The sequence below is a fragment of the Ahrensia kielensis DSM 5890 genome (genome assembly GCF_000374465.1).
Lineage (GTDB): Bacteria > Pseudomonadota > Alphaproteobacteria > Rhizobiales > Rhizobiaceae > Ahrensia > Ahrensia kielensis.
Window position 1 is genome coordinate 7501 of sequence record NZ_KB894538.1, and the last position, 12068, is coordinate 19568.

General features: G+C 47.7%; 16 protein-coding genes and 1 tRNA gene (1 of these 17 running past the window's edge). 7 read left to right on the plus strand and 10 right to left on the minus strand.

Going from position 1 to position 12068, the window contains the following annotated elements:
• Positions 1-934, plus strand: partial view of a M23 family metallopeptidase gene (locus C504_RS18170; RefSeq protein WP_245555254.1) — the final stretch only. 1034 nt of this gene lie to the left of the window's left edge; the window shows 934 of its 1968 coding nt (coding positions 1035-1968); the start codon falls outside the window, past its left edge; its stop codon occupies positions 932-934.
• A gap of 141 nt (positions 935-1075) precedes the next feature.
• Here the strand turns inward: C504_RS18170 and C504_RS0116665 are convergent, their stop codons facing one another.
• The 6 genes from C504_RS0116665 to C504_RS0116690 all read right to left on the minus strand — a co-directional run bounded on the left by C504_RS0116665 (position 1076) and on the right by C504_RS0116690 (position 5526).
• Positions 1076-2005, minus strand: a complete 930-nt coding sequence (locus tag C504_RS0116665) for an electron transfer flavoprotein subunit alpha/FixB family protein (RefSeq protein ID WP_018690502.1) — start codon at positions 2003-2005, stop codon at positions 1076-1078.
• 21 nt (positions 2006-2026) lie between these two features.
• Positions 2027-2776, minus strand: coding sequence for an electron transfer flavoprotein subunit beta/FixA family protein (locus C504_RS0116670; protein ID WP_018690503.1), 750 nt, complete (start codon positions 2774-2776; stop codon positions 2027-2029).
• A 230-nt stretch (positions 2777-3006) separates the two neighbouring features.
• Positions 3007-3789 carry a rhomboid family intramembrane serine protease gene (locus C504_RS0116675; RefSeq protein ID WP_018690504.1) on the minus strand — a complete coding sequence of 261 codons (783 nt, stop codon included), beginning with the start codon at positions 3787-3789 and terminating at the stop codon, positions 3007-3009.
• Between the two features lie 34 nt (positions 3790-3823).
• The gene (locus C504_RS0116680; protein WP_018690505.1) at positions 3824-4405 is read right to left on the minus strand and encodes a cob(I)yrinic acid a,c-diamide adenosyltransferase; all 582 of its coding nucleotides are present in this window, start codon (positions 4403-4405) and stop codon (positions 3824-3826) included.
• 23 nt (positions 4406-4428) lie between these two features.
• A complete protein-coding gene (locus C504_RS18175; protein WP_035265984.1) occupies positions 4429-4620 on the minus strand; it encodes a twin transmembrane helix small protein in 192 nt (63 codons plus the stop codon).
• A 69-nt stretch (positions 4621-4689) separates the two neighbouring features.
• Positions 4690-5526, minus strand: coding sequence for an SDR family NAD(P)-dependent oxidoreductase (locus C504_RS0116690; protein ID WP_018690507.1), 837 nt, complete (start codon positions 5524-5526; stop codon positions 4690-4692).
• Between the two features lie 96 nt (positions 5527-5622).
• Between C504_RS0116690 and C504_RS0116695 the strand changes: the two genes are divergently transcribed.
• Positions 5623-6498, plus strand: coding sequence for a YihY/virulence factor BrkB family protein (locus tag C504_RS0116695; protein ID WP_018690508.1), 876 nt, complete (start codon positions 5623-5625; stop codon positions 6496-6498).
• A gap of 70 nt (positions 6499-6568) precedes the next feature.
• On the plus strand, positions 6569-6862 hold the full coding sequence (locus C504_RS0116700) for a hypothetical protein (RefSeq protein ID WP_018690509.1): 294 nt from the start codon (positions 6569-6571) through the stop codon (positions 6860-6862).
• Here C504_RS0116700 and gluQRS read toward each other — a convergent pair.
• The gene (gene gluQRS, locus C504_RS0116705; protein ID WP_026317602.1) at positions 6859-7725 is read right to left on the minus strand and encodes a tRNA glutamyl-Q(34) synthetase GluQRS; all 867 of its coding nucleotides are present in this window, start codon (positions 7723-7725) and stop codon (positions 6859-6861) included. The genes C504_RS0116700 and gluQRS overlap by 4 nt on opposite strands.
• A gap of 79 nt (positions 7726-7804) precedes the next feature.
• Here gluQRS and C504_RS0116710 point away from each other — a divergent pair, with 79 nt between their 5' ends.
• Entirely contained in the window at positions 7805-8446 is a 642-nt protein-coding gene (locus C504_RS0116710) for a DNA-3-methyladenine glycosylase family protein (protein ID WP_018690511.1), read from the plus strand.
• A gap of 138 nt (positions 8447-8584) precedes the next feature.
• Positions 8585-9142 carry an HNH endonuclease gene (locus C504_RS0116715; RefSeq protein WP_018690512.1) on the plus strand — a complete coding sequence of 186 codons (558 nt, stop codon included), beginning with the start codon at positions 8585-8587 and terminating at the stop codon, positions 9140-9142.
• A gap of 17 nt (positions 9143-9159) precedes the next feature.
• Here C504_RS0116715 and C504_RS0116720 read toward each other — a convergent pair whose 3' ends face one another.
• Together C504_RS0116720 and C504_RS0116725 are read right to left on the minus strand one after the other, a co-directional pair.
• Positions 9160-9672, minus strand: a complete 513-nt coding sequence (locus tag C504_RS0116720; RefSeq protein WP_018690513.1) for a disulfide bond formation protein B — start codon at positions 9670-9672, stop codon at positions 9160-9162.
• 30 nt (positions 9673-9702) lie between these two features.
• Entirely contained in the window at positions 9703-10338 is a 636-nt protein-coding gene (locus C504_RS0116725) for an exopolysaccharide biosynthesis protein (RefSeq protein ID WP_018690514.1), read from the minus strand.
• A gap of 160 nt (positions 10339-10498) precedes the next feature.
• Here C504_RS0116725 and C504_RS0116730 point away from each other — a divergent pair.
• Positions 10499-10583 (plus strand) — tRNA-Leu (locus tag C504_RS0116730).
• Between the two features lie 325 nt (positions 10584-10908).
• Positions 10909-11253 (plus strand): RidA family protein, encoded by a 345-nt coding sequence (locus C504_RS0116735; RefSeq protein WP_018690515.1) that lies wholly within the window; start codon positions 10909-10911, stop codon positions 11251-11253.
• Between the two features lie 194 nt (positions 11254-11447).
• Here C504_RS0116735 and C504_RS0116740 read toward each other — a convergent pair.
• Positions 11448-12068: Gfo/Idh/MocA family oxidoreductase (locus tag C504_RS0116740; protein ID WP_018690516.1), on the minus strand; the 621-nt coding region annotated here is incomplete at its 5' end.

Here is a 12068-nt window from a genome sequence, read left to right on the forward strand (position 1 = left end):
AATCGCTCTCAATGATCAAGAACAATATGTACCGGCGCAAGAACCATTTGATGACGGCATTATGGCACTTCAACAAAACAGGAAGAGCCGACCAAAGCCCGCAGTACCAAACGCCCGCGACCTGCCATCAGCATATGATGCAATATATCAGAGCGTCTTGGCGTATGATTTACCGCTGGATATTGCTGGTCAAATTATACGTATGGTTGCCGCTGATGTCGATTTTCAATCAAAGATCAAAGCAAGTGATCATTTAGAGCTTTTCTATTCCGTTCCGGAAGAAGGCAATAGTGATGATACAAAACAAGAGCTGCTTTTTGTAGAAGCAACCTTCAATGATCAAACCCGCACCTTTTATCGCTTCAGAGGCGAACAGGGCGATATAGATTATTATGATGAAGAGGGACGCAGCGCCCGTCAATTTCTATTGCGCAACCCTGTCCCGACAGGAAAATTCCGTTCGCCTTATGGCATGAGACGCCATCCGATTTTGAAATATTCACGCATGCATTGGGGCGTGGACTGGTCTGCACCGCGTGGCACGCCAATCATTGCACCGGGCAACGGCGTTGTGAAAAAAGCTGGCTGGTCAAGTGGCTACGGCAAGCAAACACTTATTACCCATGCCAATGGATATGAAACATCCTATTCGCACCAGTCAAAATTCGCAAAAGGCATCCAAGCAGGCGCGCGCGTGCGACAAGGCCAAGTCATCGGTTATATCGGCACAACTGGCCTTTCTACGGGACCGCACCTTCACTATGAAATGCGCGTGAACAATAAACGGGTCGATCCATTGCGCGTCCGCTTGCCACAGGGAAAATCACTGTCAGGTGAAGAACTCGCGCGTTTCGAAATTGAACGGGACCGTATCAACGACCTGCTGCAAAGAACCAGCGAAGGCAATCAACAGATTGCGCAAGTTGCGGGTTAATTATAGCGCGCGCAGCAAATGTTAGTTCGGCCAAGCGCACACTCAATAAAGATTAAAAATCTGATCTAGCGTGAAACAACCCACACATAAAAAAGCCCCGCATCATTAATGCGAGGCTTTAGAATAGTTCAAAGCAATTAATTAAAGCGCTTTTTCCATTTCTGGAAGAACGTCAAACAAATCAGCAACGAGGCCGTAATCTGCGACTTGGAAGATCGGCGCATCTTCATCCTTGTTGATCGCAACAATGATTTTAGAATCTTTCATACCCGCCAAGTGCTGGATCGCACCGGAAATACCGGCGGCAATATAAAGATCAGGCGCAACCACTTTGCCTGTTTGGCCAACTTGCCAATCATTGGGTGCATAACCCGCATCAACAGCAGCACGCGAAGCACCGACCGCAGCACCAAGCTTATCGGCGAGCGGCAAGATCACTTCTTCAAATTTTTCAGCAGAACCAAGAGCACGACCGCCGGAAATAATGATTTTCGCTGACGTCAATTCTGGACGGTCGCCGCCAGACAGTTCTGAAGATGTATATGTTGAAAGTGCAGGATCTGCCGCAGCATCAATGCTTTCAACAGAAGCTGAACCGCCGCTTGGCGCTGCATCAAAAGAAGCAGTCCGCACAGTGATAACGCGCTTTGCATCAGAAGATTTAACGGTCTGAATGGCGTTACCAGCATAAATTGGACGCTTGAATGTTACAGCGTCAATCACTTCGGTAATTTCTGAAATTTGCATCACATCAAGCAATGCAGCAACGCGTGGCAAAATGTTTTTGCCGTCAGTTGTCGCAGCAGCAATAATCGTATCGTAATTATCTGCCATCGAAACAATCAAAGCTGCCGTTGGTTCTGCAAGCATCATGTTGAGCGATGCATCATCCGCAAGCAAAACTTTGGAAACACCGTCTAGTTTCGCCGCTTCATCGGCTGCCGCTTTAGCACCTTTGCCAGCAACAAGCACATGAATGTCGCCGCCAATTTGTTTGGCAGCGCTTAGCGCTTTTGCACTCTGGTCAGAAAGAGTTTCGTTATCGTGTTCGGCAATCAATAAAATAGCCATCTGAAATATCCTTCCGCTTGATTAAAGTACGCCAGCTTCGTTTTTGAGCTTTGAAATAAGCTCTTCAACGGAACCAACGATGACACCGGCTTTGCGGCCTTCAGGCTCTTCAGTTTTAACAACGCTCAATCGCGGCGCTGTATCAACACCGTAATCCGCAGCTGCTTTTTCTTCGAGCGGCTTTTTCTTTGCCTTCATAATATTCGGCAGCGATGCATAACGCGGCTCGTTAAGACGCAAGTCCGTTGTGATGATCGCAGGCATCTTGATTTCAATGTTCTGCAAACCACCGTCAACTTCGCGCTTCACTTTTGCAGTGTCGCCGGCAATTTCAACTTCTGACGCAAATGTACCTTGGCTCCAGCCAAGCAATGCAGCCAGCATCTGACCTGTTTGGTTTGCATCATCATCAATGGCTTGTTTGCCAAGGATGACGAGACCTGGATTTTCTTCTTCAACAATGCCTTTGAGGATTTTGGCAACGGCAAGCGGCTCGACGATATCATCATGCTTAACCAGAATTGCGCGGTCCGCGCCCATGGCCAATGCTGTACGCAAAGTTTCCTGAGCTTGCTGCGGGCCAACAGAAACCACGACGATTTCTTCAACCTGACCAGCTTCTTTCATACGAATCGCCTGTTCGACCGAAATTTCGTCGAATGGATTCATTGACATTTTAACGTTGGCAAGCTCGACGCCTGAACCATCCGATTTCACACGAATCTTCACGTTATAATCGACAACCCGTTTTACAGGTACGAGGACTTTCATAATTTCATCTCCCGAAAGACGTTTGCTAACCCAGTAGCAGCAAAGGCCAAGATTTCCATTACAATGATCTAACCACTATGCGGCAGAGCATTCTTAACTATTGACGACATTTCACGTCGACATAAAATCAATTTCCCGCATGCCCTTTTCCGCTCCGTGCCACAAGGCCAACGGTAAAAAAAAGACAATGCCAGTGCCTTCTATCTAAATGACGTTTACGTGCACGTCAATTAAGTAGACGGCCCCCTACCCCAAATATTCGTATCTCTTTCATCCGTTTTCAAAACGACCGATTCCGGTTCCACAATCACAGCCTCTGGCGTCACAACATTTTGGTCGAACAGCGGCACACCGCGGCGGCGCATGAAAACAACCAAAATGGCACCTGCGAGAAAACCGCCAATATGTGCACCCCAAGAAACGGCATCATCTGGCAAGGCAAAAACCATAAATATTTGAAACGCTATCCAGAATAGAAGCGGAATATAGGCAGGTAATCTTAGCGGAAGACGGCTAAATGCTAAAACCCAAACACGCACTTTTGGATGCAGCACAACATAAGCACCAATAATCCCTGCCACCGCTCCTGAAGCACCAATCAGCGGGGCAATCGAAACTTGGTCCATGAACCCGTGCGCCAATGCACCGGCAATCGCGCAAAGAAGATAGAAGATCAAAAATTTAAAATGGCCAAGCGCATCTTCGATATTGTCACCAAACACCCAAAGAAAAAGCATGTTGCCCATCAGGTGCATAAAATCACCATGCAGAAAAGAATAAGAGAGGAGCGACAGGTTTTCAGGAATATAAACGAGCTCGATGGGCAGTTCTTCAAAATCGTTCACGACAGCAGGAATATAGCCAAAGGAAACAAATGCGGCCTGCATCGTTGCTGGATCAGTGACCACATTCACAAACAGATAGGCGAGAACATTCAGCGCGATCAGCGTTAGCGTCACATATTGAAGCTTAATATGCTTAAGAGCATTCGCATCGTGCAATGGTATGAACATGAAGGCCTGCCCTGTTAGTCGATTTCATGCAAGCTTAACGATTTTCGCCCGGAACCCAAAGCAAATCATCTGCACCATTATTATTGACAACACGCCCAGCCACAAAAAAGAAGTCCGATACGCGGTTGATATATTTCAATGCCGCCGGATTAACATGTTCGCCCGGTTGTTCCCCAAGTTCAACAATCAGGCGCTCTGCGCGCCGCGCAACGGTGCGCGCTACGTGCAACGCAGCAGAAGCAGGCGAGCCGCCCGGCAACACAAATGAACGCAAGGGTTTTAACCCACTATTGAGCGCATCAATATCTGCCTCAACTCTTTCCACTTGTGCATCTGTAATGCGCAGTGGTTCATATTCCGGTGCTTCTTCAGCTTCTGGCGTTGCCAGATCAGCACCAAGGTCAAATAAATCATTTTGAATGCGAGATAGCATGCGGTCCAGATCGTGATCTGTTTTCGATGTGTGCAAACGCACCATGCCAACACAGGCATTCGTCTCATCCACTGTACCGTAAGCATTAACGCGCAAATCAAATTTTAAGCGCCGCTCACCAGTACCAAGTGCAGTTGTTCCATCATCGCCAGTACGGGTATAAATTTTATTCAGAACAACCATAATAAGAGCCTTTGCGAGTTAATTTACGAGCGAGCAAAATACACAACGATGACAATTGCAACCACCGCAATAAATTGAAGAAACACACGCAGCTGCATCATCTTGTTTGAAAAATTCGCATCACCACCTTTCAACATATTGCGCAAACCGGCAAGCAGCACGACCAAGACTGCAATCATCAATATAACGATTATGTAAAAACTGGTTCCGGACATCATTTCTCTTTTCAAGTTTAACGCATCTTAGACAGGCTTCGCTTTCAACCTCACATAGGCGTTTTTAACTTAAGACCAATAATTAATTGCCTTAAAAAACAGCCTCGAAGGAAGAAGTCGTTTGAGCATACCTGCTAAATAGGTCTGGCGGGTGATAAAATATTGAGGGCGCGGCGATTTGTCGTTAAGCGCGCGTTTAAGCTTTATATAAACGGGCTCTGCACCAGTTCCGGTCGTATCGGCCGTCCCGCCGGCTTCCAGTTCAGCTATGCGCGGCCGATAAATCTCTTGGTAATGCGAGTTCTCAACATCAATATATTTCCGCAAATATGGCAAAGCATTGATGGCGACATTGGATGGTATCGGGCCCGTTTGAAGAAGCGATACATGAATATCGCACCCTTGCAATTCAGTGTACATTGTCCCGTAAAGTCCCTCCAACGCATATTTTGATGCGTTATAGGCGCCGCGTAAAATCATCGGGCAAAACCCAAGAACCGACGAATGTTGAATAATACGCCCGTAACCTTGGGCGCGCATATGCTCCACCGCAAGCAGTGTCATTGAATGAACGCTAAAGAAATTGACCTCAAACTGCTCGCGCAAAGCTTCAATTGGAATATCTTCAACGGCACCCGCCTGACTATATCCAGCATTATTGAATATCGCGTCAAGCTTTCCGCCCGTAGCGTCAATCGCGGCATTAAAACAGGCCTTGATTGAAGCCGGATCACGGCACTCAAGATAAAACACTTCAAAGCCTTCGGCTTGCAAGCGCGCAATATCAGCCTCTTTTCGCGCTGTTACCAGAACGCGCCAACCATCTTCACGCAGCCTTTTAGCACAATGCGCCCCGATGCCTGATGAGCAGCCAGTCACCAATATCGTTCTTGAATTTCCGACCATTTCCAGACTCATTTATCATTTCGAGTTTGCTAAAGCTATTTAGTGCAATATCTGAAATAGTGAGAAACACAAATATAGAGTATGTATAGAGTGCCGATGAAGTCAAAATTCCTTAAAATTAAGCGTGTCGCATTTGATGCAACCAAGAACTTCATCGACAGCGATGGATGGGCACTTGCCAGTCATGTCGCCCTGTCCACGATTTTAGCGCTGTTTCCATTTCTAATTTTTGCGACCTCTTTGGCGACATTTCTAGGTGCGGATCAATTCTCTGAAACTGCTGTTGAATTGATCTTTGATACATGGCCAGAATCAATTGCAAAACCGCTGGCAAAGGAAGTTCATAATGTCCTCACCGTACAGCGGGGCGGATTGCTAACGGTTTCAGCGATTGCAGCCGCAGTATTTGCATCCAACGGTGTGGAAGCCTTACGTGTTGCGCTAAACCGCGCTTACCGCGTTACTGAAACACGCAACTATTTTCTTTTGCGGTTGCAAAGCATTGCTATGGTTCTAGCAGCAACAGTCGCTATGTTAATCATCAGTTTCTTGCTTGTGCTTGCGCCCTTGCTCGTTAAATTTGCCAAGGAAATCGTCAGTTATTTGCCTTGGGCGGCACAGTTAAGTCTGCCAAGCGATGCATTGCGCTTTAGTATTGTATTGCTACTCGTCGCAGCAGCCGTGGCCATCGCCCATAAATGGCTACCCAATCGCAAACGGCGATTAAAGTCTTTAGCACCCGGTATCATCTTCACCATGGTTACATGGTCATTGGCAGGATATTCATTCGCCCTCTATCTTGATAGTTTTGCCACCTATGCATCGACCTATGCAGGTTTGGCATCGATTATGATCGCCATGGTGTTCCTCTATATAATTGCTGCAATTTTTATTTTTGGCGCCCAAATTAACGCCGCAACACGTCACTTAAAAAACCAGCCACCCCCAAAAGAAGAACAAAGGAACGGATAAAATTCGAAAAGCTTCGTTAGGCTATACTTAAGGAGAGTGTGTGATACTTTCCTGAAGAGAGGATGATTACATGATTAATTATCTCGACACACAAACCCTAATGATCGTTGGATTAGCCATAACCGTGGGCGCATTTTTCATTGGCTCGGCCATGGATGGCGTGCTTGAAAGCATCGCATTCGGCGCTATTGGTAATATGATGATTCTTATTGCTGGGGCTTTTCTAGGCTTATATCTCGGAGAGATATTTTTGCCCTATAGTCATGACGCAGCATATATTGCTATCGTTGGTGTTTGCGGTGGGTTCATGTTGCTCGCGGTTCTTATGACGCTAAAAGCAGCACTGAGTAAATTTGGCTTCTAGCCTTTTTTGAAACCAAGCCTTTCTTTGATATTCGCGGCAGTAAGGCCAGATTCGCGCAAACTAGCCAAGCTCGTATCGTGCTGACTTTTTGATAGTTTTCGCCCCTCCTCATCACAAATCAATCGATGATGATGATAAAGAGGCTGAGGCAGACCTAATAATTCTTGTAAAAGGCGGTGGATAGAAGTCGCCGCATAGATATCTTCGCCGCGCACAACATGGGTTACACCCTGCACCGCGTCATCAATAACAACAGCCAAATTATAACTTGCCGGTGCATCACGCCGCACAAGAATGATATCGCTCCAATTTTGCGGTTCCGCGGCAACTTCCGTAATGTCAGTGAAGCCACGATCAGATGCTTCCCGCCACGATATATCCCGGTTAACTTTTTTCAAACATGCACCTATATCCAGCCGGATGGTATAAGAACTGTCGTCAATCGTTGCCTGTTCTTCATAATGACGACCGGGAAAATGCGGCGCGCCATCGGGATCGCGCGGCCAAGCACTGCCCTTGGCTTCGTGCGCCTCAACAATCCTCTTAATGTCAGAACGGGTTAAATAAGAACGATAGTTCAGCCCCTCCGCTTCTAGCTTTCCGAGCGCAGGCTTATAGTCCCCAAAATGGTCAGATTGCCGGCGAGCCGGTTCCTCCCACTCAATGCCAAGCCAATGAAGATCATCGAATATCGCCTGTTCGAATTCTGGGCGCGCGCGCGTAATGTCCGTATCTTCAATGCGCAAAAGAAACCGCCCACCCATCGCTTTGGCAGCTTCATAATTTAAGAGCGCCGAATAAGCATGCCCCAGATGCAACAAACCGTTCGGGCTTGGTGCAAATCGAAAAACGGGTGGCGTTATACTCTTGGGCATGCATAGTTTCCTTCGGCGCATTGCCTATCGGCTTTTTAAGTGAATGTGTAGGGCTATTGAAATCGTAATGACAAACACAATCGATACCGACGACGACATCAAAGTCGGCCTTGCGGCTTTGGCAAGCATTTGCCCTGTTTTAAAAGATGTGATTGCCCAAACACCTGATGTTCCGCTCAGGAGAACAGAACCTGGCTTTGCAAGCCTCGCCTCCATCATCATTTCACAACAAGTCTCCAAACAAAGCGCAGCGGCAATTTACGGCCGGATGGAGGAATATATCGCACCGCTTACTGCGAAGCGCTATCTTGAGCTTGGCGAAGAAGCATGGATTAAAATTGGCCTATCGCGCCCCAAGCAACGCACATTCTTAGCTTTATGTGAAACAATAGAGCGCGGCGACATCGTGCTTGATGAACTATCCGCGATGACCGCCGCCGATGCGATGGAAAAGCTCGTCGCAGTCAAAGGCATTGGTCCATGGACTGCGGAGGTCTATTTGCTCTTTGCGGTTGGTCACCGCGATATTTTTCCTGCCGGTGATTTAGCTTTACAGCAAGCTGCCGCCGATGCTTACGGGTTAGAACAGCGACCAAGCGATAAGAAACTACGTGCAATGGCCGAATCATGGGCACCATGGCGCGGTGTTGCAGCAAGGCTTCTTTGGGCATTTTACGCCGTTAAAAAGGGCAGAGCTGCAATGCCATGATTTTATTCATAGGCATAAACCACTGATAAAACGGACATTTAGTTTATCAACAGCGGCAAAATTCAAACGCTTCACATTCCTGTCATAACCCGCTTAGTATAAGCTGCATAAAGGACGGAAAACGATGAGGGTCGAAAATTGACAATCGCAGTTAAGCCGGAAGCATTGCCAGCTTTAGTGCTCAATGCAGATTTTAGACCGCTGAGCTATTACCCGCTGTCCATATGGTCATGGCAGGATGCCATTAAAGCTGTCTTTCTGGACCGTGTGAACATCGTTGCGGAATATGATCACGCGGTGCACTCTCCATCTTCGTCGATGAAACTGCCCAGCGTCATAAGCCTAAAAGATTATGTCAAACCCGCGCTTTATCCCGCCTTTACGCGGTTTAACGTATTCTTGCGCGATGAGTTTCAATGCCAATATTGCGGCAGCCCGCATGATCTAACCTTTGACCATTTGATACCGCGCCGCTTTGGCGGGCAAACCACATGGCAAAACATCATTACAGCGTGCTCGCCTTGTAATTTACGCAAAGGCGGCCGGATGCCTTCAAAAACAGACATGCATCCGCGCACAATGCCCTATCAGCCAACGGTTCATGATTTACACAATAATGGCCGTAAATTCCCACCCAACCATTTACATGAAAGTTGGATGGATTTTCTTTATTGGGATGTCGAACTGGAACCTTAGACTTTTCTTTAGAGAAATCAGTTTTTGACAAATGCCGCTTTAAGCGCAGCTGCTGCAAGCATCACACTGGCAATGACATTCCAGCCGGCAAATGAAAGCCCTAAAAAACGCGCTGCGGCTTCATCACAGCTCGGCGGCTTTTGAAGATCAATCGCGCCCAATAGATCGCTTGCATCTGTTGTTAAACCACTGGTCGAACTTGTGCTGCAATCAAGCGGGCCGGGCCACCATCCCCATTCCACACCACTGTGAAAAACGCCTAAATAAATGCTGTATACCATCAGCAACCCGACAAGTAAAAGCGCACCGCGCGCAATAATGCCCGGCCACTTCATCAGCGCCGCAACAAGAGCAACCAACGCAATGGGCACGCCAACATAATAGGGAATGCGCTGTTCAAGGCATAATTTGCAAGGAATGTACCCGCCGATATGCTCAAAGGCCAGCGCCGTTCCAACCACCGCAGCCAATGCAGCAGCCATAAAAGCGCTTCCCAAAACCTGCATGCGCCCTGCGCTATCTTTCAACATTTATGAACTCCACTTTCATGCCGCGTCATTTCAACGATTAAGCACCCAGTCAACTAACAAATAGGCCAAAGTTGGACCGCCGATAACCAAAAGCGCAACCCATATAAGGCCGCCTAAAATACCAAGGCCAACAAAAACACCATCGCGTTCAATCAGCCCAGCTGCCGTCATCGCCACGGCAATACCAGGCACCGTGTTTGTTAAAGGCAGTGGAACCAGAATAGAGGCGCACGGGATGAGCAGCAACGCGCCAACAAGACGCATGCCGCGCGGACTGGTCATCGATGTTAAACGCGCATGCGCAAGACGCTCTAGCCATCCGGCATAGCGGCGCGTATTGGCAACCAGCTTTAAAAAAGACTGTACGGGCAATTTGCGCTTTCGAAGCGCTTCAGGCAGCCAAGGCGAACGGCGCCCACTCGCCATTTGAAATACGAGCACCAACATTGGCAAAGCAACAATCTGCGGCAGCCCATAAACAAAAGGCAAACCGCATGGCAGCGCCAGCAATAAAAGCAGCAGCCCGAAAGCCCGCTCCTCCATTCCGTCGCTCAAGGCGCCAAGCGAAATATGTTCCGCATTGCCGCCATCAGGCAAAGCGCTTTTGGAAAGCAAAACATGTTCGATTTTATCGAACGCGCCGCGCGGTTCACTTTCAATGTGCATGGTGATCCTCTATCATCAGTTAGCTAAATATGGAGTGCTCATACAGTTCAAACAATAATACTGCGTTGACAGCGCATAAACCTGTTATGGAAATTCCGTTTAATGCTTGACGTGCAAACATGTCAGGCGTAGGAAGCGCGCTGTCAATACCGATCTATGTGCCCCTCTGGTGGAATTGGTAGACGCGCGGGATTCAAAATCCCGTTCCTTCGGGAGTGCCGGTTCGATTCCGGCGGGGGGCACCACTTCACACATTTATTGACGCAACATTCCCACCTTCGATAACACACTCAAATGTAGCGCTGATTCTTTAGCGTTTATCTCAACATCCTACTCTTTCAAGGCAAAACCACCGTGAGTGGACTTAACCAAAAGGTGCTCACCCCGCAATAAAGGCTGACATCCTCAGCGTAAAATCGCTAATAGTGTGTGCTGGAGTGGGCGGCGGCGTGGTCGCTCATGCCTATGACCCAACAACAAACACTGCACAAAACCGCGCTCAAATGTTAGTCGAGTTTTTGAGCCTAATGCAATTCACACCATCTAAAAATTCAAAGTGAGAATATGACAATGAGCATAACACGTACTGAAATTGGTAGCCGGATGAGCCAAACTGTAACACATGGCGACACAATCTATCTTGCAGGCCAAGTCGGTAAAGGTGCGGATATCACAGCGCAAACCAAAGGCATGCTAGCCAATGTTGATCGGCTTCTGGAATCAGTCGGCAGCAGTAAATCACATATTCTATCTGCAACTATCTGGATGGCGAATATGGGTGATGTTGCCGGTATGAACGCTGTTTGGGATGCGTGGGTGGACCCGAAAAACCCGCCAGCACGCGCCTGTATCGAATCGCGCCTGGTAACATCGGATTATATGGTTGAAGTCATGATCATCGCTGCAAAAGCGTAATTTAACGACATTTAAAAATTAAGGGCGGGCTTGTTTTGAATAAAAAGCCTGCCCTTATCTATTGATTAGACTACCGCCAAGTTATGCGCGGAATACCGACAGAGCATGACTGTCGATGACAACACCTAGCTTTTGCGATAATTTCAATTCCGACACTGTCGCATTTTCGCTGCGCAAATGTAGTCAGCACCAGCTTAATTCATCGCTTTCCAGATTCGGTCTGCGACCATCAGATCGAGATGCGCGCCGCCGCCATTTTTGAAAACGGTGATCTCATCTTTAGATTGCCGCCCGACGCTGCTTGTTACCAGATCATAGAAATCACCGAGCACGGCACTGCGCTCAATAGCGCCCGACGCAAGCGGTATTATCAATTCACCAATATGCTCGACTGTCGTTTCAAAGCTGTCCACAAAAATTCGTGCCTTTTGCAACAAGGCATCATCGGCCTCGCGCATATCCGCTTTAAATGCGCCAATGAGATCGACATGAGTTCCAGGCTTAATCCATTCGCCCTTCATGAGCGGTTCAAGGCAATAGGTTGCCGCTGACACGATATCGTTTTGCCCACATGCTTCTGCCAAATTTTCAACGGCATGGGCATCTTTTTTCGCAGCTAGTTTTTCAGCATTTTTAAATGTGCGGTTCCAAATCGATACATTCTTGATCGACGGAAAAATGGCGCGGTAAGCATCAATAAGATTATCGCCAACGGTTCCAGCGCCCACAATCAATAGGTTTTCAGGCTCTGGATTTGCCAATAGTTTTGCACCCAAAACGCTATCGCCAGCTGTTTTCCACTTGGTGACAATATC